Below are 26,457 nucleotides of genomic sequence, written 5' to 3'. Positions count from 1 at the left end.
GGCGCGCTCGAGATCATTCGCCTTCGCTTTGCGCATTGCGCCCGCCCCATGACCGGCCCCCTCCCCCCGCACGCTCCTCCGCAAGCTGTCCAGCACGCCACCCCGGCCCCCCGGGCCCGCGCAGGCCGCCTGCGCCAGTGGGTGCCCCTGCTGGCGGTGCTGGCACTGGCGGTGCTGATCGGGGTGGCCGGCTCGCTGAGCTACCGCTACAGCTACGACAACGCGCTGGCGCGCCAGAGCGAGCACGGCCAGGTGCAACTGCGCCTGTACGGCCAGGCCCTGACCAGCGAGTTGGCCCGCTACGACTACGTGCCCGGCCTGCTCTCGCTGGACGACAAGATCGCCGCCCTGCTGGCCCATCCGGGCGATGCGGCGCGCGTCGATGCTGCCAACCAATACCTGGCGGCGATCAACGCCCGCGCCGGCACCCGCGCGGTGTTCGTGCTCGATGCCCACGGCCACGTGCTCGCCACCAGCAACTGGCGGCGCCCCGACAGTTACCTGGGCGAAGACCTGAGTTTCCGGCCCTACGTCCGCGACGCCATCGACGGCCAACTGGGCCGTTTCTATGGCGTCGGCACCACCCGAAGCGAGTCCGGCTACTACCTCTCCGCGCCGCTGGGCAATCGCCACAGCCCGAGCGGCGTAGCCGTGGTCAAGGTCGGCCTGGAGCCCCTGGAGAACCGCTGGCAGGGCGCCGATACCCAGATGCTGCTGACCGACGAGAACGGCGTAGTGATCCTGGCGTCCGATCCGTCCCTGAAACTGACCACGCTCATGCCACTGGCGCCGGAACTGCACGACCGGCTGCTGCGCAACCTGCAATACAACCGCGCCGCGCTGCCGTCGCTGGGGCTGGCGCCGGTGCGCAAGCTGTCCGACAGCGACGCCCTGGTGCGCCTGCGGCGCGGCCCGCCCATGCTGGCGCAGAACGTTGAGCTGGTCGGTACCGGCTGGCACCTGACGCTGCTCTCCAATACCTCCCAGGCGCGCGTTGCCGCGCTCAACACGGCCGCGCTGGCGGGCGTGCTGACCGCTTTCGTGCTGTTGCTGGGGGCGGCGTGGAATGTGCGCCGGCGCATTGCCGGCGAGCGGCTGGCCGCGCGCGCCGCGCTGGAGGCCGCCAATGGCGAGCTCGAACGCAAGGTGGCCGAGCGCACCGCCGACCTGTCCGCCGCCAACCAGCATCTGCAGGCTGAAATCGGCGAGCGCATCCGCGCCGAGGCGACCCTGCGCCAGGCCCAGGACGGGCTGCTGCAGGCCGGCAAGCTGGCCGCCGTGGGACAGATGTCGACCGGCATCGCCCACGAACTCAACCAGCCGCTGGCGGCCCTGCGCACGCTCTCGGGCAATACCCAGAGATTCCTGGAGCGTGGCGACACCGCCACCGCGCAGGCCAATCTCGGCACCATCATCGGCCTGGTGGAGCGCATGGGCCGCATCACCGGCGCGCTCAAGTCGTTCGCGCGCAAACCGCGCAACGGCGGGCGCGCGGCGCCGCTCGACGTTGCCGTGGACAACGCCCTGTTCCTGCTCGACACGCGCCTGCAGGCGGTACGCCCGGCACTGGTGCGGCAGATCGAGCCGGGCCTGGTGGTGGCGTGCGATCCCAACCGGCTGGAGCAGGTCCTGGTCAACCTGATCGGCAACGCGCTCGACGCGCTGGCCGGCAGCACCGATGCGCGCCTGGCGCTGCGCAGCCACCTGGCGGGTGGCAAGGCGCGCCTGACCATTCGCGACAACGGCCCGGGGCTGTCCGAGGAAGCCTTCGCGCGCCTGTTCGAGCCCTTCTTCACCACCAAGCCGGCGGGACAGGGGCTGGGGCTGGGGCTGACGCTGTCGGCCGGCATCCTGGACGAGGTCGGCGGCAGTCTCGACGTCAGCAATCACCCCGACGGCGGCGCCTGCTTCACCATGGTGCTGCCGCTGGCCAAACAAGAGATGCCGCAGACGGACCAGGAGAGCAGCCATGGCGGCTAACCCGGCGGGCCTGACTGTATTGATCGTCGAGGACGATCCCGACGTACGCCTGGGCTGCGAGCAGGCACTGCGCCTCGAGAACATTCCGACGCGCGCCGTGGCCAGCGCCGAAGCCGCGCTGCGCGAAGTCGCCAGCGGTTTTCCCGGCGTGGTGATCAGCGACATCCGCCTGCCCGGCATCGATGGCATGGCGCTGCTGGACGAACTCAGGGCGCGCGACGACGGGCTGCCGGTGGTGATGGTCACGGGCCATGGCGACGTGAGCCTGGCCGTGCAGGCGATGAAGGCGGGGGCCTACCATTTTCTCGAGAAGCCGTTTTCGCCGGAACGCCTGGTCGAGGTAACCCAGCGTGCGCTCGAGAAGCGCCGCCTGGTGCTGGAAGTCGCCGAACTGCGCCGCAAGCTGGCCGGGCGCGACACGCTGGATGCGCGCCTGATCGGACATTCGCCGGCCATCGAGCGCCTGCGCAAGCTGATTGCCGACCTGGCCGATACCGCCGCCAACGTGCTGATCCATGGCGAAACCGGCACCGGCAAGGAGCTGGTGGCGCGTTGCCTGCACGAAGCCAGCTCGCGCCGCGCGCGCCACTTTGTCGCCATCAATTGTGGCGGACTGCCCGAACAGTTGTTCGAGAGCGAGATCTTCGGCCATGAAGCCGGATCGTTCACCGGCGCGGCGCGGCGCCGCATCGGCAAGATCGAACACGCCGAGGGCGGCACGCTCTTCCTCGACGAGATCGAGAGCATGCCGATGCAGATGCAGATCAAGCTGCTGCGTGTGCTGCAGGAGCGCGTGGTGGAGCGGCTCGGCTCCAATACCCCGGTGCCGGTCAATACCCGCGTGGTGGCGGCGACCAAGGCGGACTTGAAGGCGCTCTCCCAGGCCGGACAGTTTCGTGCCGACCTTTACTATCGGCTCAATGTGGTGACGCTGGAGTTGCCGCCAGTGCGCGAGCGGCGCGAGGATGTGCCGCCGCTGTTCGAACACTTCGTCGCCCAGGCAGCGCTGCGCTTCGAGCGCGAGGCGTTGCCCGCGACGCCGACGGAGCTGGCCGCGCTGATGGCTTATCCGTGGCCGGGCAATGTGCGTGAGTTGCGCAACCTGGCGGAACGCCACGTACTGGGGCTGGGCTGCAACCCGAACCAGGGGACGGCAGAACCTGCGGCGCTGCCGCTGGCGCAAGCGGTGGAGCAGTTTGAGCGGGCGATGATTGCCGAGGCCATGCGCAGGCATGAGGGGAACCTGAGCCGGGCCAGCGAGGCGCTGGGCATTGCCAAGACTACGTTGTTCGACAAAGTGCGGAAGTACAAGCTGTGAGGGAATATGTGAGCCTCCCTCCGCCTCCCTCCACCGCCCTCCAGCTTCGTCCTGGGCGCATGGCTCCCTGCATGACCGGAGACGCCGTTTCCAGCACGCATGCCACGCCTGCCAGTCTCACCTGTCCTGCCAGGTGAAGTCGCTTTGAATGTCTGAAATGTTTGCGACAAATTGCGTTCCAGGCATGTCTGCCATATCGCGGCAATATGCGTTTAAGACCAGAAGTAGGAACGTTCAGGGCGATTTCGAAATATTTGCCAGTCCGTCTGGCAGCTCATGTTCGTTAACGCATATGATTGGAACCCGGCATCTTTCCGACTTTCCGTTGGGAGAAGATGGCATCCGTGACATAGATCAAGCCATTGCAAGGTCGTGGAGCGCCTCCGCTCTCGCCGCCCGATGTAGCGGGGCAAACCATGCAAGAGACTGAAGGGTGCCAGCAGACAACCGTGGTCTTCGCACGCGTTGCCTGGCGTAGCCGAGGTCCGAACCAGCGCGGCCGGTCCGCGCTGTCACCGCGATCGTCTCTTGCAGTGCGGTGTCATTAGTTAACGGGTGAACGGATGAAACTGGATTCAGAACTGGCTGAAAAGCCCTACTACAGCACGCGTACCGCTGCAAAGTTGCTCAATGTCTCATTGGGCACGGTACAGAAGATGGTGGAGCGCGGCGAACTCGGGGCCTGGAAGACCAACGGCGGCCACCGCCGCATTCACAAGGAGACGGTGCATCGCCTGCTGGCCACGCGCGTGGGGCAGGAGTTGCCGTCGGTGCACGAACTCGACCTGGTGGTCTTCCACCCGAATCACCAGGAAGCCCAGCGCATCCATGCGCAACTCGCCAAATGGGGCCTGCCCCTCAAAAGCGTGGTCGTGGAGGACGTGGTGGATACCATCATTACTTCGGTCAGCCAGCATCCGCGGGTGGTGCTGTACTACGTGGAGGAACTCAGCGATGCCGAGTCCGCCACCATCGAGAAGCTGCAGAATTTCTTTGCCCGCCAGAATGTCATCTTTGCCGTGATCACCAACCGGCAGGCCTATGATGGCGTGGCCGACGCGCTGCAGCAATGGGGCATCATGGTGTTCCTGAAGACCCCGTCGCTGGAGGAGGTCAAAGGCTTCCTGCGCGCCCAGCTGATGATGACCCGCGGCGCCGCGGGCTGATCCTGCGCGGCACCGCCCCGGCAACACACAGGCTTGTACGCCGCAGTTTCATGACCGAACGACTGCGGCGTTTTTGCGTGTGCGCGCTCAGGCGAGCGCGGCCAGCGGTTCCCGTTCGGTCTGCTGCACCGCCGCATCCATCATCCAGCCATAGAGATTGCGCGGATCCGGCGGCGTCGCCACCAATTCCACGTGGCTGCCGCGGTGGTGCGCATGGGCCGCGGCGTAGAGCCAGCGCAGCGCCGAGTAGTCCTCCAGCGCGAACCCCACCGAGTCGAACACGGTCACCTGCCCCGCTTCGGTGCGCCCGGGCGCGCGGCCCGACAGGATTTCCCACAGCTCGGTCACCGGCGTATCCGGCGGCAATTGCTGGATCTCGCCTTCGATGCGCGTCTGCGGCGCGTACTCCACCACGATGCGCGCCTGGCGCAGGATGTCCGGGTGCAGTTCGGTCTTGCCCGGGCAATCGCCGCCCACCGCGTTGATATGCACGCCGGCGTGGACCTGGTCAGGGGTCAGGATGGTGGCGCGCGTCTTGTCCGCGGTCACGGTGCTGATGATATCGGCGCCCTGCACCGCGGCATGCACGGACTCCACGGGCACCACCTTCAACCCGTGCACGCCGGCCAGGTTGCGTGCCAGCCTTGCCGTCGCGGCAGGGTCGATGTCGTAGGCGCGAATCTCGCGGATGCCCAGCATGGCATGGAAAGCCAGTGCCTGGAACTCCGCCTGCGCGCCATTACCGATCAGCGCCAGCGTGGCGGCACCGGGACGCGCCAGCGCCTGCGCGGCGAGCGCCGACGTGGCGGCGGTGCGCAGCGCGGTGGCCAGCGTCATGTCGCACAGCAGCAAGGGAAAGCCGCTTGCCACCTCAGCCAGCACGCCGAAGGCCATCACCGTGGGCATGGCGTTCTGCGCGTTGCGCGGATGGCCATTGACGTACTTGAACGCGTACTGCACGCCGTCGCTCACCGGCATCAGCTCGATCACGCCGTCGACCGAATGCGAGGCCAGGCGCGTGGATTTATCGAACGCCTCCCAGCGCGCGAAATCGTGGCGGATATGGTGCGCCATCTGTGCAATGGCGTTGGCGACGCCCGTCTCGCGCACCAGCGCCGCGACATCGGCGGCATCCAGAAAGCGGGTCATGGCGATTTCCTTCATGGCGTTCTCCTCCTGCCTGGTTCGGCTCTTTCCGTTGCGCCGGGCCTCATGCGGCCACCGCGGCCTGCTCGGCGCCGTCGGCCGCGCCGCTCGCCCGGGCAGGCGCGCTGGTGCGGTCCAGGCGCAGCGTCATGCAGTAGGCGCCGCCGCCGGACAGCATGTACGGCGACAAGTCCACCTCGCGCAAGTGGTAGCCACGCTGGCCCAGTGCCGCGCGCAGGTGCGGCGTGGTGCGGGTCATCACCACCTGGTCGTGCAGGTTGACCGCATTAACGCTGAAGTGGCGCAGGTCGTCTTCGCTCGCCTCGATGCGCAGGCTGGCCGGCACGCGCTCGCGCAGCGTGCGTAGCGCGTGCCGGGTAAAGGCCGGCGGGTAGTAGAGGATCTCGCCACCGGACAACGGGCAGAAGCACACGTCGAGGTGATAGCTCTGCTCGGTGGCCAGTTCCAGCGCCACCACTTCGCGTCCGAACCGGCTGGCCATCGCATCGGCCGCCGCGCGCGACGAGCGCGGGCCGAAGCCGGCCCAGAAGTGGCCGCGCACCGCGTCCCAGATGCAGTCGCCGGCGCCTTCCTGGTAGCAGCCTTCCGGCAGCAGGCTGACGGAGTCGATCAGGCCGCGCTCGCGCAGGCCTTCGAAGATGTGCGCGAAAGGCGCTTCCTCGCCGGCACGCTGCGGGTAGCGGAAGCGCGCCAGCACGGCGTGGCCGTCCAGCACCACGGCGGCATTGGCGGGAAACACCATGTCGGGCAGGCCGGGCGCGCCGGGCGCGGTCTCCACCGCGAAGCCAGCCGCCTGCAGGGCCGCATGCAGGGACGCGAAGGAACGCACTGCGTCGCGGTGCATGCCTTGCGGGTCGCGCGCCCAGAGGCCGGGGTCCATCCACGGGTTGATGCTGTAGGACACGTCGTAGTGGGTGGGCTCGACAAGCAGGATGGTGGGCTGGTTGGTCACGCTGGCTCCTTTGGGATGGTTGGTAGCGGGGTCAGTGAATGACTGCATTCTGGTGCAGTGCGGCGCTAACCAAAAGCCAGCAGACTGCGCAATTTGCTTGCGGTTCATGACGAAATGCCAGCTAAAATCAGCGAATCGCCAACTGCAAGGCGCGCGTCACAAAAGCGCCCCACAGGAACCGCCATGGACGACATCGACCGCCAGTTGCTCGCCCTTTTGCGTGACAACGCCCGCACGCCCGCCACCGCGCTCGCCAAGGCGCTGCGCGTCTCGCGCGCCACGGTGCAGAACCGCATCGACAAGCTGGAAAAGGAAGGACTGATCGTTGGCTATACGGTGCGGCTCAAGCCGGAAGCCGAGGCGCACCGCATCCGCGCCTGGATGACCATCGCGGTAGAGGGCAATAAAGCCAGGGCGGTGCTTCAGGCGCTGCGCGGCGAACCGAACGTGCAGGCCATGCACACCACCAACGGGCGCTGGGACATCATTGCCGAGCTGCGCGCGGACTCGCTGGAGGCCTTTGACCGCACGCTGGACCGCATCCGCCTGATCGACGGCATCGCCGCGACGGAGACCAGCATCCTGCTGTCCAGCTACAAGCTGTGAAGGCGGCCTTCAGGCTGCCGCGGCGCCGCGCAGGCGCTCGCGCCGGGTTTCCTCATGCAGCACCTGCCCGCTGGGGCGCAGCAGGTCGCGCAGCGAGACCACGCCGACCAGCCGCATGGAATCCAGGTCCGCCACCACCGGCAGCCGGCTGACGCCGAGTTCGGCCATGCGCCCGGCCGCGATGCGCGCGGTCTGCGCCGGCAGCAGCACCTGGTGCGGCTGCAACGGCGCCATCAGCGCGCGGCCGGTCTGCATGGCGCTCTCGCGCCCGCGCAGGGCGTTGCGCTCCAGCATGCCGACGACACGCCCGCCGCACACCACGGGATAGCCGCGATGCGGCGCGTGCTCGCCGAAGTACTGCCGCCACAGCGCGCTGACCGGCAGTTCGCCGTCGACGCTCAGCACGGCGGTGGTCATCAGGTCGGCAACGTGCTGGCGCTCCAGTGGATCGACGCCATATTCGCGGTAGATATGCAGCCCGCGGCGCGCGATCTTCTCCGTCATGATCGAGCGCTTCATGGTCAGCACGGTAAAGCCATGCGCCACCGCCACGGTCAGCAACAGTGGCAGCAAGGCATTGCTGTCGTGGGTCAGGCCAAAGGCAAAGACGATGGCGGTCAGCGGCGCGCCCAGCACGCAGCCCAGCACGCCCGCCATGCACACCAGCGCCCATAGCTCGGGCGAGCCGCCGGGCAGCAGCGGCGCCAGCGCCACGCCGAGCCCCGCGCCCAGCATCAGCAGCGGCGCCAGCACACCGCCCGAGGTGCCGGAACCCAGCGCGGCGACCCAGATGATCGCCTTGACCGTCAGCAACGCCACCACCACGCCGATCGCCATCCGGTTATGCAGCAGGTCGCCAATCACGTCATAGCCTACGCCCAGCGCGCGCGGCTCGAAAAAGCCGCCGATGCCGACTACCAGCCCGCCGATCGCCGGCCACCACATCCAGTGCAGCCTGAGCTTCGAGAACTGGTCCTCGGTGCGATACAGCGCCAGCGTCAGCACGGCGCCCAGTACGCCGCAAAGCAGTCCCGCGATCAGGCACGAGCCCAGCGCCACGGTGGTGGCCGGTTCGGTCTGCAGCGCAAACAGGGGGCCGGGCTCGAATACCCATGGCCGCAGGAAACCCGCCACGGCACAGGCCAGCGCCACCGGTAGCAGGCTGCGCGGACGCAGTTCGAACAACAGCAGTTCGACCGCCAGCAGCACCGCCGCCACCGGCGTGCCGAAGATCGCCGTCATGCCGGCGCAGGCGCCGGCCACCAGCAGCGTCTTGCGCTCGGCCGCGGTGAGATGGAGATACTGCGCCAGCAGCGAGGCGATCGAGCCGCCGGTCATGATGATGGGCCCCTCGGCGCCGAACGGCCCGCCGCTGCCGATCACGATGCCCGAGGACAGCGGCTTGAGCACGGCCACCCGTGGCGACATCTTGCTCTTGCCGAACAGCACGGCCTCGATGGCCTCCGGGATGCCGTGGCCGCGGATCTTGTCACTGCCGTAGCGCGCCATCAGCCCGACCAGCAAGCCGCCGATCACCGGCACCGCGATCACCCACGGGCCCAGCGCATGCTGCGCTGGCGAGCGGTCCGCCAGCGACAGCGTCTGGTAGAAGAAGAGATTGGTGAAGAACCGGATCAGGTTCAGCAGCAGCACCGCTGCCGCCGTGCTGATGGCCCCGATGACGGGCGCCAGCGCTGCCAGCAGGAGCAGCCGGCGATTGACCGAATAGTCGCTTTTTTCAAAGTGCATGGTGAGACTCTTGCAAAAGGCGGGAGCCCTGCCCGGATTGGCGGTGGACGTTTTTCCACGGGAAACGCAATGTATCACGTCATGATATATTTGCGCGCTGGATTACTGGATGCAATTGCAAGGCGAGAAAGAGATGCCTTTGTACTCTTTTGTTAACTTTTGTACTTTTTTGTACCCCTTTCTCCTCTTTTCGCCTCTTTCCCCTTATCCGATGTTCGCCGCCACGCAATCCCAAGCCTAGAACCGATGCCGCCATCCCACGCCCCTTCCGTAGCCGACTTCCCGTCAGCGCGCGCACGCGCGTGGCTGCGCACATTTGTTCCCACGCCGATCGCCGCAGGCAAGCGCGAGCGCTTCAAGAGCTGTCTCGGCGCCCTGCTTGGCCTGCTGATAACGGAATGGATCAGCCATCACCTGCTGGGTGGCTTCAACCCCTGGTTCGTCGCACCGATGGGCGCCTCGGCGGTGCTCTTGTTCGCCGTGCCGGCGAGCCCGCTGGCGCAGCCGTGGTCCATCATCGGCGGCAACCTGGTGGCGGCGCTGATCGGCGTTGCCTGCGCGCGCTGGATTCCCGCGCCGGGCCTGGCCGCTGCCGTGGCGGTAGCACTGGCCATCGTCGTCATGTTCCAGTTGCATTGCGTGCACCCGCCCAGCGGGGCGGTGGCCATCACCGCCGTGCTCGGCGGGCCCGCGGTGACCCAGCTTGGCTTTGGCTTCGTGGTGGTGCCGGTGGCGGTCAACTCGATGTTGCTGCTGCTGGTAGCGCTGCTGTTCAACAACCTGATGCGGCGGCGTTATCCGCACCGGCCGGTCGAGCATGCCAACCCGCACCGCACCGCCGATCCGCTGCCGAGCGAGCGCGTGGGTTTCAACCGGACCGACCTCGACGAGGTACTGAAGGCGCGCGGCGAATTCCTCGACATCGAAGAAGACGACCTGGAAGACATACTGGTGGCCGCGCAAATGCGGGCCCATCGCCGGCGCTTCGGCGACGTGCGCTGCGCGGACATCATGTCGCGCGATATGGTGACGGTGCAGCCGGGACAGCGCGGCAGCGAAGCGCGGGCCTTGCTGTTCAGGCATGGGATCCAGGCCTTGCCAGTGGTGGACGGTCAGCGGCGGCTGCTCGGCATGCTCGGCATGGCGGACCTGCTGGCGATGCGCCCGGGCGCGGCTGACCCGTTGCGCACGGGGACTGCTGCCGATCTGATGCATACCGGCATGGCGACGTGCCGGCCGGAGCAGCCCATGGTGGAACTGGCGCGGGCGTTCTCGAATGGAGGACTGCATCAAGTACCGGTTGTGGATGCGCAGCATCGGCTACTGGGCATCGTCACGCAATCGGACCTGATCGCGGCCCTGCTCGAACAAGGTCCGCCGGCGCCGGCAGAGCCAGCGCCGCAGCCGGCAAACTGAACCGGGCGGGCCGCGCCCGCCTGCTGCCGCTCCCTGGCGGCTCCGCTCTCCACAATCTGCCGCGGCGGCTGCCGCTTTCCCGCGCTGCTGGAAGATGTCACCGAGATATGGCATCGTGAAGCGTTCGGGGAGGGCCTGCGGGCGCGGCAGGACGGCTGGCGCGGTGCAATGCAACATTGACCCGCTCCTCCCGGCTGCCCGCCTCCGGCACCCCCCGCGTTTTCCTATATATTGTCGGCGTTCACGTCACACCGGCGGTCCAGGAGATGCATTCGATGAATTCCGGCCAACTGATTGAAAAACTCGCCGCGATCTTTGCGCTGATCGTGCTGATCGGCGGCTCGCTGCTGGTGCTCGCGCCCTTCACCACGGCGCTGCTGTGGGGCGCTATCCTCGCCTTCAGCTCGTGGTATCCCTATTCCGTGCTGTCGCGCTGGATGGGCAACCGGCGCAGCCTGGCCGCCGTGATCTGCGTGCTGCTGGCCGCGGTGATCGTGCTCGGCCCCTTCGTCTATGCCGGTGCCAGCGTTTCCGCGCATATCGACGAACTGTCCGGCCTGGCCGACCGCATCATGGATCATGGCCTGCCGCCGTTGCCGGACTGGATCACCGGCCTGCCCTATGTGGGCAGCTACCTGCAGAATTCCTGGGACAAGCTGATCCACGCCGACTCGGACATGGTGTCCAACCTGCGCAAGCTGATCGCGCCCGTGGGCCATGTGGTGCTGGGCGCCGGCCTGTCGATCGGCGCGGGGCTGGGCCAGCTGGCGCTGTCCATCGTGCTGGCGTTCTTCTTCTATACCGGCGGTGAATTCGCGGTGGCCTGGCTGCGCGCCGGCATGCGCCGCATCGCCGGCGAGCGTGCCGACTACCTGCTGGCGCTGGCCGGCAATACCGTCAAGGGCGTGGTCTACGGCGTGCTCGGCACGGCCTTCGTGCAGGCCGTGCTGGCCGGCATCGGCTTCTGGATCGCCGGCGTGCCCGGTGCCGCCATCCTCGGCTTCGTCACCTTCTTCCTGTCGGTGATCCCGGTGGGACCGCCGCTGGTGTGGATTCCCGCTGCCCTGTGGCTGTATCACACCGGCTCGCTGGGATGGGCCATCTTCATGGTGGTGTGGGGCGTGGGCGTGGTCAGCATGGCCGACAACGTCATCAAGCCCCTGCTGATCAGCAAAGGCACCGATATGCCGCTGATCTGGGTGATGCTGGGGGTGTTCGGCGGCGCGCTGGCGTTCGGCTTTCTCGGCGTCTTTATCGGCCCGACCCTGCTGGCGGTGGCCTATGCGCTGCTGCGCGACTGGACCATCGGCTCGGAGCACCTGGTCGACCCGCCGCCCGCGCTCGCCCAGGGCAAGCCCATCGCCACCGCCGAGGACGTGGCGGATTCCGGCAAGGCATGAGCGAAACCAGCCGTCCCGACGCGCACCAGGCAGAACCCGCCCCGCCGTCCGACCCCGGCCGGCTGGTGGCCTGCGAATACTGCGACGCGGTCTACCAGCGCGCAGCGCTCGACCCGGGCGAGCGCGCGCTGTGCCTGCGCTGCGGCGGCCAGCTCTACCGCGAAAGCGCGCGCGCCTACACCCGGTTGCTGCCGCTGGTGGTGACCGCGCTGATCCTGTTCCTGGTGTCCAACGCCTATCCCATCGTCGAGATGGATCTCAAGGGCGTGCGCACCCAGACCACGCTGTGGGGCGCGGTGCTGGCGCTCAACGCGGACCATATGACACTGGTGGCGATGCTGGTGTTTGCCACCACCATCCTGTTTCCCCTGTCCGAGATGCTGATGATGCTTTACCTGCTGGTGCCGATGGCCCGGCGCCGCATGCCGCCGGGCTTCGAACGCATCGTGCGCGGTATCCGGCAAACCCGGCCGTGGGGCATGATCGAAGTCTTCATGATCGGCGTGCTGGTGACGCTGATGAAGCTATCGACCATGGCCCAGGTGCTGCCAGGCGTCGCGCTGTGGTCGTTCGCCGCGCTGGTGATCGTGCTGGCCGCGATGCTGTCGTTCAACCCGCGCGACCTCTGGCAATACCTCGAGCAGGAGCCGCGGCGATGAGCGTTCCGCCGAATGGCAAGAGCGCCGGCAAGGCGGACTCCCGGCTGGCCCGTTCGCGCCGGCTCGCCGCCAACGTGGTGGCGGAACTGACCGACGACGAAAGCAAGCCGCTGCCGCAGGTGCCCACGGCCACCTCGATGGGCCTGGTGTCGTGCCACGCCTGCGATACGCTCAGCCCGCGCGCGCTGGAAGGCGAGCCCTGCCCGCGCTGCGGCGCCACCCTGCATCATCGCAAGCCGTACAGCCTGGCCCGCACCTGGGCCTTCCTGCTGGCGGCCTACATCCTGTATCTCCCCGCCAATCTGCTGCCGGTGATGGTGACGCAGTCCCTCCTCGGCACGCAGCACGACACCATCCTGTCCGGCGTGATCTACCTGTGGCTGTCCGGCTCCAACCTGCTGGCCATCGTGGTTCTGATCGCCAGCATCGTGGTGCCGCTGCTGAAGATGATGATCCTCACCCTGCTGCTGCTCTCGGTGCACTTCCGCTCAAGCTGGCGGATCCGCCAGCAGACCAGGCTGTACGGGCTGGTGGAGGTGATCGGCCGCTGGTCGATGCTCGATATTTTCGTGGTGGCGCTGCTGGCTTCGCTGGTGCGGGCCGGGGCGCTCGCCACCATCATCCCCGGCGCCGGCGCCGTTGCCTTCGGTTCCGTGGTGGTGCTCACCATGATGGCCTCGCTAAGTTTCGATCCTCGCCTGCTGTGGGATTCGCTGGATGCAAAAGATGCCCGACACTGATCAGTCCCCTCCTTCTTCCGTGCCGCCCGCGCCCGAACGCCGCCGGCGCGCGCGCTGGCTGCCTTCGCTGGTCTGGCTGATCCCGATCGTGGCGGCGGTGGTCGGCCTGTCGCTGCTCTTCCGTACGCTCTCCGAGCGCGGCCCGGAGATCGCGGTCACGTTCCACACCGCCGAGGGACTGGTCCCGGGCAAGACTTCCGTGCGCTACAAGGACGTGGACATCGGTCTGGTGAAATCGGTGCGGCTGGCGCCAGACCGCTCGCACGTGGTAGCCAGGATCGACCTGACCCAGGATGCGGAGAGCTTCTCCGCCAAGGACACGCGCTTCTGGGTGGTACGCCCGCGCTTTGCCACCAGCGGCATCTCCGGGCTGGAGACGCTGCTGTCCGGCGCCTATATCGGCGTTGACGCCGGCAAGTCGGAAGAGCGCGTGCACGTATTCACCGGGCTGGAAGTGCCGCCCGTGGTCACCACCGATTCCTCCGGCAAGCAGTTCGTGCTGCGCGCCGCCGACCTCGGCTCGCTCGATATCGGCTCGCCGGTCTACTACCGCCGCGTGCAGGTGGGCCAGGTGGTGGCCTACCAGCTCGAACCAAACGGACGCGATCTCTCGCTGCGCGTCTTCGTCAACAAGCCTTACGACAAGCTCGTCACCGCCGACTCCCGCTTCTGGCACGCCAGCGGCGTGGACATCAAGCTCGATGCCGGCGGCCTCAAGATCAACACGCAATCGCTGGTCACCGTGATGCTGGGTGGCGTGGCCTTCCAGGCACCGGACGATTCCAAGGCGACGGAAGCCGCCAACGAGAACACCCAGTTCCTGCTGGCCAGCGACCAGACCGAAGCCATGAAGGAGCCCGAGGAACTCGCGCCCTCGCTCGCCGTGCTCAACTTCGATCAGTCGGTGCGCGGCCTGTCGCCCGGCGCGCCGGTTGACTTCCGCGGGGTGGTGGTGGGCCAGGTGCGCTCGATCGGTATCGAATACCAGCGTGAGAAAAAGACTTTCCGCCTGCCGGTGGTGGTGGAACTGTATCCCACGCGCATGGGCTTCCGCCCGCAAGACGTGGAGGACGTGAATCGGGCCAAGAATATTGTCCAGACCCTGATCAAGCGCGGCATGCGCGCGCAGTTGCGCACCGGCAACCTGCTGACGGGCCAGCTCTACGTGGCGCTCGACTTCTTCCCCAAGGCGCCGCCGGCCAGCGTCAACCTGGACGGCGCGCTTCCTGAACTGGCCACCACGCCGGGGACCTTCGACGAGCTGCAGGCCAAGCTTGGCGACATCGTCAACAAGATCGGCAAGGTACCGTTCGACCAGATCGGCCAGGACATGCGCACGTCGATGGCAACGCTTAACACCATGATGACCAGCGCCGACAAGCTGGTGGCGCAGCTCAATGGCGACGTGGCGCCGCAGGTGCTGGCCGCGCTGCAGGACGCACGCAAGACGCTGAGCAGCGCCAACGGCACGCTCGCCTCGGACGCGCCGCTGCAGCAGGACACGCGCCGCATGATGCAGGAACTGACGCGCACCGCGGTGTCGCTGCGCACGCTCACCGATTACCTCGAACGCCATCCCGAAGCGCTGGTGCGCGGCAAGCCGGAGAAATGATGATGACCCGCCCGAACCTGATGCGGCCGCGGTTGCTGCCCCTGATGCAGCCTCTGTTGCAGCCCCTGTTGCTGCCGCTCTCGCTGGCGGCCGCGCTGCTGGCCGGCTGCGCCTCGCCCGATCCGCGCTACTACACGCTGGCCCAGGGCCTCGACGCCACCGCTGCCAGCGCCGGGCAGGCCGCCACGCCGGCGCGTGCGGCCCAGGCGCAACCCGTGTGGATCGAGGTCGCGCCGGTGCGCGTGCCCGAGCGCCTGAACCGGCCGCAACTGGTCGTGCGCGACGGCAAGGACGGCGGCGAACTCAAGCTGCTGGACCTGTCGCGCTGGTCCGCGCCCCTGCCCGACGAATTGCGCGACGCGCTGTCGCAGCAACTGCAAGCCAGGCTGGGCGCGGTCGATACGTACCAGCAAGGCCTGTCGGAAGTCGGGCCCGTGTACCGCATCACCACCGAAGTGATCCGGCTGGATGCCGAGGTCGGCCAGCGCGCCGGGGCCGTGATCAACTGGACCGTGCGCCGCCTGCCCGACGGCGAGGTCAGCGCCGGCCGCACGCAGGCCGAGCTGCCCGCACCGGGCGCGGTCGACGGCGTGGTGGCGGCTTACCGCCAGATCGTGGCCAGCACGGCGGCGGACATCGCCGCCGGGCTGGAGTCGCTGCGCCGCTGAGCGGATGGCGTGCCAGGCGCCGGATCGCCGTACCGCCCTCGCCCTCGCCCTCGCCCTTGCGCGCCTTCAATCATCGGCCGGCGCACCGTTCCCCCGGCAACTACGCCGCCGCTCCGCCTCCGCCATCGCTGCCAGGCAAGCCTCGGCATTGCCTGCCACCAGCTTCACCGAACAGGCCAGCATCAGGTTTTTGCCCAGGCCGAAATCCTCCACCACGAAACCGCGTGCGTCGAGCCGCTCGCCCTTCTCGCCGGTCGCCACCGCGACGCGGTCCAGCAAGGTGCCGGCATCGCTGCTGTAGCCCCACACCGGCTTTTGCAACGCAATGGCGAACCCCACCTCGAACGCGGTACCCGAATCCGGCTCGCCCGGCCCGCGAAAATCGTCGAGGTTGGCCATGACCAGATCGGCGCGGCGCAGCAGGTTGACATTGGCAGCGTAGATCCAGCGGGCGGTATCGGGGCCCGACAGGCCGGCCGGGGCGGATTTATCCAGGGGATAGAGGCCATGGAATCCGTACCGGGTACAAAGCGCCTTCAGCGCCTCGCCATAGGCGACGGCATCTTTGCGGAATACGTCGAAACCGGCAAGGTAGAGGGTTTTCATTTTCTGGCGGCGTGGGTTGCAAACGGCGGAGCGTTGAGGATAGCCTATCCGTCTGACATCAAGATGATGGCATCGCGTCGCGCTCAGGCGCGCTACCGACAGATCAGCGATCCGGCGTGCCGCGGACGTTATGATTGCGCCAGCAACGAGCAGCGGCCGGCAACACCAGCGCCGCCCCATGTGCTCCGCGCCCTCCCCGGACCCTGCACTTTTTCCTTCACCCCGTATCCATGCCCCAAGTCTCCCTCATCCAGATCGGCCCCCTCGCGCCGCAGATCAATTCCCGCCTGCGGGAGCAATACCAGGCCGTCACGCTGTGGGAACAGCCTGACCCGCTGGCGTGGCTGCGCGAGCATGGGCAGCAGGCGCGCGTGGTGGTGACGTCCGCCCGCCACGGCATCACTGCCGAAGCCATCGCCGCGATGCCTGGGCTCGAAGCCATCGTCAGCTTCGGCGTGGGCTACGATTCGATCGCGCTGGATGCGGCCCGCGCGCGCAGCATCCAGGTGAGCAACACGCCTGACGTGCTCAACGACTGCGTGGCCGACCTCGCCTTCGGCCTGCTGCTCGACGCCGCGCGCGGCATCGCCCACGGCGACCGCTTCGTACGCGCCGGCAAGTGGGGCAAGGAGAATTTCCCGCTGACCTCGCGCGTGTCCGGCAAGAAGCTGGGCATCCTGGGCCTTGGCCGCATCGGTGAAAAAGTGGCGCAGCGTGCCGCCGGCTTCGGTATGGACATTGCGTACCACAACCGCCGCCCGCGCGAGGGCGCGCCGTGGCGCTATGAGGCGAACCTGAAGGCGCTGGCCGGATGGGCCGATTTCCTCGCCGTCACCTGCGTCGGTGGCCCGCAGACCGAAGGTCTGGTGTCGGCGGGCATCATCGAGGCCTTGGGGTCCAAGGGCATCCTGGTCAACGTCTCGCGTGGCAGCGTGGTGGATGAAGGCGCGCTGGTGGCGGCACTGCGCCATGGCCGCCTGGGCGGCGCCGGGCTCGATGTGTTCCACAACGAGCCGCGGGTACCGGAGGCGCTGTTCGCACTGGACAATGTCGTGCTGGCACCGCACATGGCCAGCGGCACGCTCGAAACCCGCGCGGCGATGGCTGGGCTGGTATTCGAGAATCTCGATGCCTTCCTCGGCACCGGCAAGGTGATCACTCCGGTACTCTGACGAAGCGATCCGGCTGCGCTCGGCGCGCATTCCGCGGCCTGGCGCGCCCTATACTGAATCAGGCGCCTGCCGCCCCGGCGGCGCCACCCTCACGCGTCAGGAGGCCAGCATGGGACGCAAATATATCGATTGCCGTGAGTTTCCGAGTGAGTCGAAGTGCACAGTGGCAATGAGCGCCGATACCGAGGAAGAACTGCTCGAAGCCGCGGCCCAGCATGCGGTGCAGGTGCACAAGCATGAGGATGGACCTGAGTTGCGGCAGATGCTGAAGAGCGCATTCAAGGATGGGGCGCCGCCAGCTTGAGCGCCGGACAGCGCGCTCGAACAAGTCCGGCGGACAATCCTGAACAATGCCGGCAGCCGCCGGCATTGTGCTTCTTTTTGCCCATGACGTGACATTTACCCGCCGGCGGCAGGGCAAGGCTTTACGCAATCGCGCGTGCGCCAGCCGTTCAGGGCTTCAGCGCATGCGCAATCTCCGCCAGAAACGCCCGAAAACTCCCCTCTTCGCGCCATCCCGCACCAACCCCGACTCCCCATACCGGTAAGCCATCGCCAGCGCCTGGATCGACTCCGGATGTTCGCGCTCGGCCGCGGCTTCATACCCACCCTCCCCGGCGGCCGTGGCCGCCACGATGCAGAAACCACCACGGCGACCAGCTGTGATGCCAGTCTTTGCCAAAAGTGCCATTGACGCCGCGTTATATACCGTCATATATTGCGCTTTTGGCAGGCGGTCCTTGCTTGCCTGGCCTGTTATCCAACCCTCCCCCCGTCATGCCCATGGCAATGTCCACGACTCCGCCCCCTGCCCAGTCCCCCCGCCCGCGCGGCGCCCGACGCACCGCCTCGCTGACGGCCGGCCTGCTGCTGTCCGCCACGCTGGCGCTGTCCGCGCCGGCAGCCTTCGGCGCCGACCTGGTGGTGTCCGCCGCGGCCAGCCTGACCAATGCCTTCAAGTCGCTCGCCGCATCCTATGAACGCGCCCATTCGCAGACCAAGGTGGTGCTCAATTTCGGCGCTTCCGACGTGTTGATGCAGCAGATCGTCAACGGCGCGCCGGCCGATATATTTGCCTCCGCCGACCAGGACGCCATGAACAAGGCCGTGACCGAGCGCGTGGTGCAACCCGCCTCCCGCCGCGATTTCGCCGCCAACCAGCTGGCGCTGATCGTGCCGGCCGACAGCAAGATGGAAATCGGCAAGCTGCAGGACCTGGTCCGCCCCGAGTTCAAGCGGGTGGCCTTCGGCAACCCGGCCTCGGTGCCGGTAGGCCGCTATACCAAGGGCGCGCTGGAAGCGGCGGGCGTGTGGGATGCGGTATCGGCCAAGGGCGTCATGGCGCAGAACGTGCGCCAGAGCCTGGACTACGTGGCACGCGGGGAGGTGGATGCCGGCTTCGTGTTCGCCACCGATGCCGCGATCATGCCGGAGAAGGTCAAGGTGGCGCTGCGGGTGCCGACGCGCCAGCCGGTGACCTACCCGATCGCCATCACGTCGATGTCGAAGCAGCCCGCGCAAGCCGAGGCGTTCCTCAGCTACGTACTATCGCCGGAAGGCCAGGCCGTGCTGGCCAGGTATGGCTTCCTCAAACCTTGACACCAGACCCGTCGCGCACCGCCGACCCACCTCACCGCCTGCCCGGCCTCCCCGGCAGGCGTCAATCCCGATGACCACCCTCGAAGCTGTCTGGGTACCGCTCTCCCTGTCACTGAAGGTGGCAGGCTGGGCCACCGTGCTCAACGCCGTGCTCGGCGTGGGCGCGGCCTTTGCGCTGTCGCGCTGGCAGTCGGCCGCGCGCGACGTGGTGGACGCCCTGCTGACGCTGCCGCTGGTGTTGCCACCCACCGTGCTTGGCTACTACCTGCTGGTGCTGGTCGGGCGCCGCGGCGTGTTCGGCGAATGGCTCGGCCGGCTCGGCATCGAATTGGTCTTTACCTGGCAAGGCGCGGTGCTGGCCTCCACCATCGTGGCCTTCCCGCTGGTGCTGAAGTCCGCGCGCGCCGCCTTCGAAAGCCTGGACAGCCAGCTTGAAGACGCCGCGCGCGTGCTCGGCACGCCCGAGGCAGGCATCTTCTTTCGCGTGACCTTGCCGCTGGCATCGCGCGGCATCATTGCCGGCGTGCTGCTGGCCTTTGCGCGCGCGCTGGGCGAGTTCGGCGCGACGCTGATGGTGGCGGGCAACCTGCCCGGACGCACGCAGACTTTGTCGGTCGCCATCTACGAGGCGGTGCAGGCCGGCGACGACAACACTGCCAACCTGCTGGTGCTAGTCACCTCCGTCACCTGCGTGGTACTGCTGGTGGTTGCGGGCCGGCTGGTGCCACCCACCCGCAAGACGTTCCGGTAGGCCCGCCATGATCATGCAAGTCACCGTACGCAAGCAGCTCGGTTCAGCGGACCGCCATTTCGCGCTGGATATCGCCTTCGACTCGGCCAGCCGGCGCATCGCCCTGTTCGGGCCCTCCGGCGCCGGCAAGAGCCTGACGCTGCGGGCCATCGCCGGATTGCTGATGCCGGACAGCGGCCGCATCGTGCTCAACGGCCGAACCCTGTTCGACAGCGAGGCGCGCATCGATGTGCGTCCGCAGGAGCGGCGCGTGGCCTATCTGTTCCAGGACTACGCGCTGTTTCCGCATTTGACGGTGGCGCAGAACATCGCCTTCGGGCTGGAGCGCGGCTGGCGCAACCCGCGCCGCGCCGCCAGCCACCCGGAAGCGCAACGCTGGATCGACGCCTTCGGCCTGGGCGCGATCACCGGCAACTACCCCGGTGAAATCTCCGGCGGCCAGAAGCAGCGCGCCGCGCTGGCGCGCGCGCTGGTGGCGCAGCCGGATATCGTGCTGCTGGACGAGCCTTTTTCCGCGCTGGACCCGGCGCTGCGCGTGCGCATGCGGGCCGAGTTGCGGGCGCTGCAGGCCAGCCTGGAGGTGCCGATGCTGGTGATCTCGCACGATCCGGATGACGTGGAGGCGCTTGGCGATCATGTGCTGGAAGTGCGCGAGGGCCGTATCTTCGGTGCTGCGCCGGTCAAGGGGCATCCGCACGTTTATGCACCGGCTTCTGCGCGGGTGGTTTGAATAGGGTGGGGGTTGGTGGGTGGGCGTTTAATGCTTCTGGCTGCTGTCTGCTGGCGCAGACTGGCGTAAGCGGGCGTAGCCCGATTTCTCCAGGCATTGGAAATCCCGTCCTGCCCCCTGATCTCCCCGCCTCAGCCCATGGTGCCGAGAATCACGCTCGACGCCTTGAAGATGGCGAGCGCGCCGCTGCCCTGCGCCAGCCCCAGCGCGCTCACGCTGTCGTTGGTGACGATGGCCACCACGGTGCCGCCGCCGTCGAGTTCGAGCGCCACCTCGGCATTGACGGCGCCCGGCAGCACCCGGCTCACCTTGCCCGGCAGCTGGTTGCGCGCCGACAGCCGCAGCGAGGGGTCGGGCAGCCCGAGCAGGACCGACGAGGCCTTGATCAAGGCGAAGGCTTCAGTGCCGGGGGCGAGGCGCAGCGTCTGCACGCTCTCATGGGTGATGGTGGCGACCACCTGCTGCCCGCCCGCCAGCGCCAGCACGACTTCGTCGTTGACGGCACCGCCGCGGATCGCCGCGACCTTGCCGAACAGTTTGTTGCGCGCGCTCGTCCTGACCATGAAACGCCGCATCAGGTCAAGGTCATCCCGCGCGGCCTCGCCGAGATGGCCCAGCCGGGCGAGGTGTTCGATAAAGAGCCGGTGCTCCTGCTCCAGCGCGCGATAGGTGCGGATCAGGCCGGCGGCGCGCTCGGTGAGCACCGTGCCGCCACCGCCCTTGCCACCGGCGGCGCGCACCACCAGCGGCTCGCCGGCGCTGTTGTTCATCGCGTCGATGGCATCCCAGGCGGCCTTGTAGCTCAGGCCGACCGCCTTGGCCGCGGCCGTGATCGAGCCGTGCTCGCCGATCGCGGCCAGCAGGGCGATACGTTCGCGGCCGCCCCAGTCCTGGGAGCCTGAGCGAAACCAGATCGCGCCGTCGAGTTCGAGCATGCGGGAGGGCGCTACCGTGTAGTAGCGCGGCAAAGTGGCAGAAGCCGCTTATCTTAATGCCAAAGGGTGGCGGCTGGCGGCTGGCGCCTGGCCTGGTGTCAGCCCTGGTGGGCGGGAATGTACCAGCGCATCATGCTGCCGGCGAAATACTGGCGATCGAGCTGGCGCAGCAGGCGCCACGCCGTAAAGGGATCGACATCGAGGTCGACCCAGGCCCAGGGATGATCCGCATCGCCCTCGCGCATCAGTTCCACTGACTTGACCGGCGCGTAGATCGCCAGCTTGTCACGCAGCATCTGTTCGGTCACATCGCGGTGGAGGCCCCGGATGAGTACCTTCATGTCTCGCTCCCGATATGAGGCAACGCGCACACGGCGGGCGGCACAGGCCTCCGTTGTCTAGCTCATTGTAGGCGGCCCGTGGCGGGCCGTATGGAACATCGGCTCCTCCCTGCGTGGCGCCGCCGGGGCAGGTGCGGGGCAGCTGCTGGCACAATACCGCCCATGGAACGTCTCTGGTCGAATTTTCTCAAGCTGGTGCTGCTGCTGATTCTGGGCGTGGCCCTGCTCGGCACCCTCGCCGTACTCGTGGCCCAGCGCCAGCTGCCCACGCTGGATGCGCTTGCCGCCTTCCGCCAGTCTCCCGGCTATGTCCCGTTCGGTGAGATCCCGCCCAAGCTCACCCAGGCGGTGGTGGCCATCGAGGACGAGCGCTTCTACCTGCACGACGGCATCGACTACGTGGGCGTGATCCGTGCCGGGGTCGCCAACCTGTCCGATGACTTGTCGCAGGGCGCCTCCACCATCACCATGCAGGTAGCGCGCAATTTCTTCCTGTCGCGCGAGAAGACCTATACCCGCAAGTTGTACGAGGTGCTGCTGGCCTACCGCATCGAGCACGCCATGAGCAAGGACGAGATCCTGGAGCTTTATCTGAACAAGGTCTATCTTGGCCGGGGGGCGTATGGCTTTGCGGAGGCTGCCGAGACTTATTTCGGCAAGCCGGTGGCAGCGCTGACGCTGGCTGAATGCGCGATGCTGGCCGGGTTGCCCAAGGCGCCTTCTGCCAACAACCCGGTGGTCAATCCGCGGCGCGCCCGGCAGCGGCAGGCTTATATCCTGCTGCGGATGCTGGAGCTGGGGCGCATCGATCGCGGCCAATACGATGCGGCGCTGCTGGAGCCACTCCGGTTGCGTTAGGCGCTTGCGCTGCCGGTCCTGGCAATACTGCAGCGCTGGAAGCGCGAATGATCACTTCATTGCAGCAGGGTCCGATGGCGCGTCACCGCCAGCAGGACGATTTCATCCAGCCCGGCCTCTTCGCCGCCGTCCAGCCGTTCCAGCAACGCACGCCGCATGCGCGGCTCCCAGAAGCGCTTGATATGGATGGCGATATCGGCCACCGCTTCCTCGCGGTCCGGCATGGCCTCGAAGAAGGTGCCGATCTGGTTCGCCATCTTGACGAGATTGTCGGAGTTCATGCCTGTTCCGTCCTGCTGTGCAAACGTTGGGGATGGGAGTAGACCACATGCCGGCCGGCGCGCACAAAACCGGCCAGCGTGACGCCGGCATCCATGGCCAGACGCACCGCGAGCGCGGTCGGCCCGGAGACCGCCGCGAGCATGCCCACGCCTGCGCTGGCGGTCTTCAGCACCATTTCGTAGCTGGCACGGCTGGTCACCAGCACGGCGCCGTGCGAACGGTCCTCACCGCATCGCACCAGCGCGCCGATCAGTTTATCGAGTGCATTGTGACGGCCCACATCTTCACGTACCAGCGTGACCTGGCCGTCGGCGCGCAACCAGGCTGCGGCATGGGTGGACCCGGTATGGCGCAGCAGCTCCTGGCGCGTCTGCAATTGCGCAAACGCCGCGTATAGCGCCTCGCCACTGAAGCTGGCGCTGCTGCTGACCGGCGCTGGCGAACGCATGACTTCCTGCAACGACTCGGTACCGCACAACCCGCAGCCGGTGCGGCCCGCCATGGCGCGGCGCCGCGCCTTCAGCGCCGCGAAGGCCTGCGCGGCGACGCGCAAGCGCACCGCGATGCCTTCGCTGCGGACCTCGGTGTCGATCTCGTAGACGTCGCGCACACTCGCCACCAGTCCTTCGCTCAGGCTGAAGCCGAGCGCGAAGTCTTCGAGATCGGCCGGCGACGCCAGCATCACCGCGTGCGAGATGCCGTTGTATTCGAGCGCCACCGGCACCTCCTCGGCGATCTCGTCGTCCTCCAGCGCCAGTTCGCCCAGGCGGCTGCGGGCTACCTCGAACGTGCTGTGGGTTGGCGGCTCAAGCGCATCGGCCCCGGTCATGGCGAGTTCGCAGACCGTCATGGCGAACCCGCCTCGGCGCCGGCAGCCTGCAGCAATTGCATCTGCTGCTCGTGGAAGTCGCGATACTGCCGCTGCCATTCGGACGGCTGCGCCACCGGCATCACCTGCACCGCGGTGACCTTGTACTCAGGGCAGTTGGTCGCCCAGTCCGAGTTGTCGGTGGTGATCACATTGGCGCCGGACTCGGGAAAGTGGAAAGTGGTGTACACCACGCCCGGCTGCATGCGCTCGCTGACGATGGCGCGCAGCACGGTCTCGCCCGCGCGGCTCTGCACGCCGACCCAGTCGCCGTCCTTGACGCCGCGCTCCTCGGCATCGTGCGGATGGATCTCCAGGCGGTCCTCGTCGTGCCACATCACGTTGTCGGTGCGGCGCGTCTGCGCGCCCACGTTGTACTGCGAAAGAATGCGCCCGGTAGTGAGGATCAGCGGGAACCTGCGATTCACACGCTCCTCCGTAGGCACGTAGCGCGTGATGATGAACTTGCCTTTGCCGCGCACAAAGGCGTCGATATGCATGGTCGGCGTGCCTTCGGGCGCGGCGTCGTTGCATGGCCACTGGATGCTGCCGAGTTCCTCCAGGCGCTGGTAGCTGACACCGCTGAAGGTGGGCGTGAGCCGGGCGATCTCGTCCATGATCTCGGACGGATGCTGGTAGTCCATCGGGTAGCCCAGCGCATTGGACAGCAGCACGGTGGCTTCCCAGTCCGCGTAGCGGGCCTTCGGCGGCATCACCTTGCGCACGCGCGAGATGCGGCGCTCGGCGTTGGTGAAGGTGCCGTCCTTTTCCAGGAAGGACGAGCCCGGCAGGAATACGTGCGCGTACTTGGCGGTCTCGTTGAGGAAGATGTCCTGCACCACGATGCATTCCATGGCCGACAGCGCGGCCGCCACGTGCTGCGTGTTCGGGTCGGACTGCACGATATCCTCGCCCTGGCAGTACAGGCCCATGAAGCTGCCCGACAGCGCGGCCTCGAACATGTTGGGAATGCGCAGGCCCGGCTCCGGGCTGATCTCCACGTTCCAGGCGGACTCGAACAGGCCGCGCGTGGTGGAGTCCGACACGTGGCGGTAGCCCGGCAACTCATGCGGGAACGAGCCGATATCGCAGGAGCCCTGCACATTGTTCTGTCCCCGCAGGGGATTCACGCCCACGCCTTCGCGGCCGATATTGCCGGTGCACATGGCGAGGTTGGCGATGCCCATCACGGTGGTCGAGCCTTGCGCGTGCTCGGTCACGCCCAGGCCATAGTAGATCGCGGCATTGCCGCCGGTGGCGTACAGGCGTGCCGCGCCGCGCAGTTGCTCCGCCGGGATGCCCGTGACCTCGGCCATCGCTTCCGGTGCGTTCTCCGGCAGCATGACGAAGTCGCGCCATTGCTGGAAGGCGCGATCCTCGCAGCGCTCGGCGATAAACGATTCGGCCATCAGGCCTTCGCTGACGATCACGTGGGCCATCGAGGTCACCACGGCGACATTGGTGCCGGGACGCAATTGCAGGTGGAAATCCGCGCGCACGTGCGGCGAATCTACCAGGTCGATGCGGCGCGGATCGATCACGATCAGCTTGGCGCCGGCGCGCAGGCGTTTCTTCATGCGCGAGGCAAACACGGGGTGGCCGTCGGTCGGGTTGGCGCCCATCACCATGATGACGTCGGCCTTCTCGACCGAGCGGAAGGTCTGCGTGCCCGCGGATTCGCCCAGCGTCTGCTTGAGGCCGTAGCCGGTCGGCGAATGGCAAACCCGCGCGCAGGTGTCGACGTTGTTGTTGCCGAAGGCGGCGCGCACCAGCTTTTGCACCAGGTAGCCTTCCTCGTTGGTACAGCGCGAGGACACGATGCCGCCGATGGCATCGCGGCCATGCCTGGCCTGGATGCGCTTGAACTCGGAAGCTGCGTAGCCGATCGCTTCTTCCCACGACACTTCACGCCACGGATCGGTGATCTTCGCGCGGATCATCGGGTTCAGGATGCGGTCCTTGTGGGTCGCATAGCCGAAGGCGAAACGGCCCTTCACGCACGAGTGGCCCTCGTTGGCCTGTCCGTTCTTGTAGGGCACCATGCGCACCACTTCATTGCCCTTCATCTCCGCCTTGAAGGCGCAGCCCACGCCGCAGTAGGCGCAGGTGGTGACCTTGCTGTGCTCGGGCTGGCCCATGCGGATGATGGAGGTCTCGGCGAGCGTGGCGGTGGGGCAAGCCTGCACGCAGGCACCGCACGACACACAGTCGGAGTCCATGAAGCTGTCGCCCTGTCCCGCCGTCACGCGCGAATCGAAGCCGCGGCCGCTGATGGTCAGCGCGAAGGTGCCCTGGGTTTCCTCGCAGGCGCGCACGCAGCGGTTGCACACGATGCACTTGGAGGGATCGTAGGTGAAGTACGGGTTGGACTCGTCCTTGGCCTCGGCGCGGTGGTTGGCGCCGTCATAGCCGTAGCGCACCTCGCGCAGGCCCACCACGCCGGCCATGTCCTGCAGTTCGCAGTTGCCGTTGGTGGGACAGGTCAGGCAGTCCAGCGGGTGATCGGAGATATACAGCTCCATCACGCCGCGGCGCAGGTCGGCCAGCTTGTCGGTCTGCGTCCTGACCTTCATGCCGGCTTCGGCCGGCGTCGTGCACGAGGCCGGGAAACCGCGCCGGCCTTCGATCTCGACCAGGCACAGGCGGCAGGAGCCGAAGGACTTGAGGCTGTCGGTGGCGCACAGCCTGGGCACGTTGACACCCGCCTGCACGGCGGCCCGCATCAGCGAAGTGCCAGCCGGCACGGTTACGTCGACGCCGTCGATCTCAAGGGTGACCTGCTGCAGCGACTCGCTGGCCGGCGTGCCGAAGTCGATTTCGTTTCGTGTATTCAAGGCGGGCTCCCGCTGCGGCCGCGCGGGCCGCGTACTGGTGATTCAGAG

The 26,457-nt window shown here is 67.4% G+C and carries 25 protein-coding genes; 16 read left to right on the top strand and 9 right to left on the bottom strand.

From position 1 onward, the window contains the following. Positions 1–48 precede the first annotated feature (48 nt). The 3 genes from AC1DQ3_RS09320 (at position 49) to AC1DQ3_RS09310 (ending at position 4,464) form a co-directional block, all read left to right on the top strand. Positions 49–1,980 carry a sensor histidine kinase gene (locus AC1DQ3_RS09320; RefSeq protein ID WP_477119900.1) on the top strand — a complete coding sequence of 644 codons (1,932 nt, stop codon included), beginning with the start codon at positions 49–51 and terminating at the stop codon, positions 1,978–1,980. After that, positions 1,970–3,298, top strand: coding sequence for a sigma-54-dependent transcriptional regulator (locus tag AC1DQ3_RS09315; RefSeq protein WP_477119899.1), 1,329 nt, complete (start codon positions 1,970–1,972; stop codon positions 3,296–3,298). Before AC1DQ3_RS09320 ends, AC1DQ3_RS09315 begins: the two co-directional genes overlap by 11 nt. A 563-nt stretch (positions 3,299–3,861) precedes the next feature. Continuing rightward, positions 3,862–4,464 carry a helix-turn-helix domain-containing protein gene (locus tag AC1DQ3_RS09310; RefSeq protein ID WP_477119898.1) on the top strand — a complete coding sequence of 201 codons (603 nt, stop codon included), beginning with the start codon at positions 3,862–3,864 and terminating at the stop codon, positions 4,462–4,464. Between the two features lie 87 nt (positions 4,465–4,551). Here the strand turns inward: AC1DQ3_RS09310 and AC1DQ3_RS09305 are convergent, their stop codons facing one another. Both AC1DQ3_RS09305 and AC1DQ3_RS09300 read right to left on the bottom strand, forming a co-directional pair. Next, complete coding sequence (locus AC1DQ3_RS09305; RefSeq protein ID WP_477119897.1) at positions 4,552–5,628, bottom strand: ornithine cyclodeaminase; 1,077 nt, start codon at positions 5,626–5,628, stop codon at positions 4,552–4,554. A gap of 46 nt (positions 5,629–5,674) precedes the next feature. Continuing rightward, the gene (locus tag AC1DQ3_RS09300; RefSeq protein ID WP_477119896.1) at positions 5,675–6,583 is read right to left on the bottom strand and encodes a dimethylarginine dimethylaminohydrolase family protein; all 909 of its coding nucleotides are present in this window, start codon (positions 6,581–6,583) and stop codon (positions 5,675–5,677) included. 183 nt (positions 6,584–6,766) lie between these two features. Here AC1DQ3_RS09300 and AC1DQ3_RS09295 point away from each other — a divergent pair, with 183 nt between their 5' ends. Beyond that, positions 6,767–7,189, top strand: a complete 423-nt coding sequence (locus AC1DQ3_RS09295) for an Lrp/AsnC family transcriptional regulator (RefSeq protein ID WP_477119895.1) — start codon at positions 6,767–6,769, stop codon at positions 7,187–7,189. 9 nt (positions 7,190–7,198) lie between these two features. Here AC1DQ3_RS09295 and AC1DQ3_RS09290 read toward each other — a convergent pair whose 3' ends face one another. Continuing rightward, positions 7,199–8,938, bottom strand: a complete 1,740-nt coding sequence (locus AC1DQ3_RS09290) for a chloride channel protein (protein ID WP_477119894.1) — start codon at positions 8,936–8,938, stop codon at positions 7,199–7,201. Between the two features lie 246 nt (positions 8,939–9,184). On the opposite strand from AC1DQ3_RS09290, the gene AC1DQ3_RS09285 reads away from it, so the two are divergent. The 6 genes from AC1DQ3_RS09285 to AC1DQ3_RS09260 all read left to right on the top strand — a co-directional run bounded on the left by AC1DQ3_RS09285 (position 9,185) and on the right by AC1DQ3_RS09260 (position 15,433). Then, positions 9,185–10,354, top strand: coding sequence for an HPP family protein (locus AC1DQ3_RS09285; protein WP_477119893.1), 1,170 nt, complete (start codon positions 9,185–9,187; stop codon positions 10,352–10,354). Between the two features lie 275 nt (positions 10,355–10,629). Next, positions 10,630–11,754: an AI-2E family transporter gene (locus tag AC1DQ3_RS09280; protein WP_477119892.1), complete on the top strand. Its 1,125-nt coding sequence runs from the start codon at positions 10,630–10,632 to the stop codon at positions 11,752–11,754. After that, positions 11,751–12,413, top strand: a complete 663-nt coding sequence (locus tag AC1DQ3_RS09275; RefSeq protein ID WP_477119891.1) for a paraquat-inducible protein A — start codon at positions 11,751–11,753, stop codon at positions 12,411–12,413. Before AC1DQ3_RS09280 ends, AC1DQ3_RS09275 begins: the two co-directional genes overlap by 4 nt. Then, positions 12,410–13,153, top strand: coding sequence for a paraquat-inducible protein A (locus AC1DQ3_RS09270; RefSeq protein WP_477119890.1), 744 nt, complete (start codon positions 12,410–12,412; stop codon positions 13,151–13,153). Before AC1DQ3_RS09275 ends, AC1DQ3_RS09270 begins: the two co-directional genes overlap by 4 nt. Continuing rightward, on the top strand, positions 13,140–14,765 hold the full coding sequence (locus AC1DQ3_RS09265) for a PqiB family protein (protein WP_477119889.1): 1,626 nt from the start codon (positions 13,140–13,142) through the stop codon (positions 14,763–14,765). Before AC1DQ3_RS09270 ends, AC1DQ3_RS09265 begins: the two co-directional genes overlap by 14 nt. Positions 14,766–14,809: 44 nt before the next feature. After that, positions 14,810–15,433: a PqiC family protein gene (locus tag AC1DQ3_RS09260; RefSeq protein ID WP_477120031.1), complete on the top strand. Its 624-nt coding sequence runs from the start codon at positions 14,810–14,812 to the stop codon at positions 15,431–15,433. Between the two features lie 66 nt (positions 15,434–15,499). Here AC1DQ3_RS09260 and AC1DQ3_RS09255 read toward each other — a convergent pair whose 3' ends face one another. Then, the gene (locus AC1DQ3_RS09255) at positions 15,500–16,039 is read right to left on the bottom strand and encodes a nucleoside 2-deoxyribosyltransferase (RefSeq protein ID WP_477120030.1); all 540 of its coding nucleotides are present in this window, start codon (positions 16,037–16,039) and stop codon (positions 15,500–15,502) included. A 230-nt stretch (positions 16,040–16,269) separates the two neighbouring features. Here AC1DQ3_RS09255 and AC1DQ3_RS09250 point away from each other — a divergent pair, with 230 nt between their 5' ends. The 5 genes from AC1DQ3_RS09250 (at position 16,270) to AC1DQ3_RS09230 (ending at position 20,291) form a co-directional block, all read left to right on the top strand. Continuing rightward, on the top strand, positions 16,270–17,211 hold the full coding sequence (locus AC1DQ3_RS09250) for a 2-hydroxyacid dehydrogenase (protein WP_477119888.1): 942 nt from the start codon (positions 16,270–16,272) through the stop codon (positions 17,209–17,211). Between the two features lie 109 nt (positions 17,212–17,320). Beyond that, entirely contained in the window at positions 17,321–17,515 is a 195-nt protein-coding gene (locus tag AC1DQ3_RS09245) for a DUF1059 domain-containing protein (RefSeq protein ID WP_477119887.1), read from the top strand. A 485-nt stretch (positions 17,516–18,000) separates the two neighbouring features. Beyond that, positions 18,001–18,810: a molybdate ABC transporter substrate-binding protein gene (gene modA, locus AC1DQ3_RS09240; RefSeq protein ID WP_477119886.1), complete on the top strand. Its 810-nt coding sequence runs from the start codon at positions 18,001–18,003 to the stop codon at positions 18,808–18,810. A 70-nt stretch (positions 18,811–18,880) separates the two neighbouring features. Continuing rightward, positions 18,881–19,561, top strand: coding sequence for a molybdate ABC transporter permease subunit (gene modB, locus AC1DQ3_RS09235; RefSeq protein ID WP_477119885.1), 681 nt, complete (start codon positions 18,881–18,883; stop codon positions 19,559–19,561). 7 nt (positions 19,562–19,568) lie between these two features. After that, positions 19,569–20,291 carry an ATP-binding cassette domain-containing protein gene (locus AC1DQ3_RS09230; RefSeq protein ID WP_477119884.1) on the top strand — a complete coding sequence of 241 codons (723 nt, stop codon included), beginning with the start codon at positions 19,569–19,571 and terminating at the stop codon, positions 20,289–20,291. A 131-nt stretch (positions 20,292–20,422) separates the two neighbouring features. On the opposite strand, the gene AC1DQ3_RS09225 is transcribed toward AC1DQ3_RS09230, so the two are convergent. Continuing rightward, a complete protein-coding gene (locus AC1DQ3_RS09225) occupies positions 20,423–21,226 on the bottom strand; it encodes a TOBE domain-containing protein (protein WP_477119883.1) in 804 nt (267 codons plus the stop codon). Positions 21,227–21,324: 98 nt separating this feature from the next. Further along, positions 21,325–21,567: an RNA recognition motif domain-containing protein gene (locus tag AC1DQ3_RS09220; RefSeq protein ID WP_477119882.1), complete on the bottom strand. Its 243-nt coding sequence runs from the start codon at positions 21,565–21,567 to the stop codon at positions 21,325–21,327. Between the two features lie 162 nt (positions 21,568–21,729). Here AC1DQ3_RS09220 and AC1DQ3_RS09215 point away from each other — a divergent pair, with 162 nt between their 5' ends. Beyond that, on the top strand, positions 21,730–22,425 hold the full coding sequence (locus AC1DQ3_RS09215; RefSeq protein WP_477119881.1) for a transglycosylase domain-containing protein: 696 nt from the start codon (positions 21,730–21,732) through the stop codon (positions 22,423–22,425). A gap of 56 nt (positions 22,426–22,481) precedes the next feature. Here the strand turns inward: AC1DQ3_RS09215 and AC1DQ3_RS09210 are convergent, their stop codons facing one another. The 3 genes from AC1DQ3_RS09210 to fdhF are packed head-to-tail and all read right to left on the bottom strand — an operon-like array spanning position 22,482 to position 26,409. Then, positions 22,482–22,706: a formate dehydrogenase subunit delta gene (locus tag AC1DQ3_RS09210; protein WP_477119880.1), complete on the bottom strand. Its 225-nt coding sequence runs from the start codon at positions 22,704–22,706 to the stop codon at positions 22,482–22,484. Further along, positions 22,703–23,557: a formate dehydrogenase accessory sulfurtransferase FdhD gene (gene fdhD, locus AC1DQ3_RS09205; protein ID WP_477119879.1), complete on the bottom strand. Its 855-nt coding sequence runs from the start codon at positions 23,555–23,557 to the stop codon at positions 22,703–22,705. Before fdhD ends, AC1DQ3_RS09210 begins: the two co-directional genes overlap by 4 nt. After that, on the bottom strand, positions 23,554–26,409 hold the full coding sequence (gene fdhF, locus AC1DQ3_RS09200; protein WP_477119878.1) for a formate dehydrogenase subunit alpha: 2,856 nt from the start codon (positions 26,407–26,409) through the stop codon (positions 23,554–23,556). The genes fdhD and fdhF overlap by 4 nt, the downstream gene beginning before the upstream one ends. Positions 26,410–26,457 lie beyond the last annotated feature (48 nt).

This window comes from Cupriavidus sp. 01T418, from assembly GCF_056398885.1.
The sequence above is the reverse complement of the archived record's forward strand: the minus strand, read 5'-3'. Positions and strand labels throughout refer to the sequence as shown.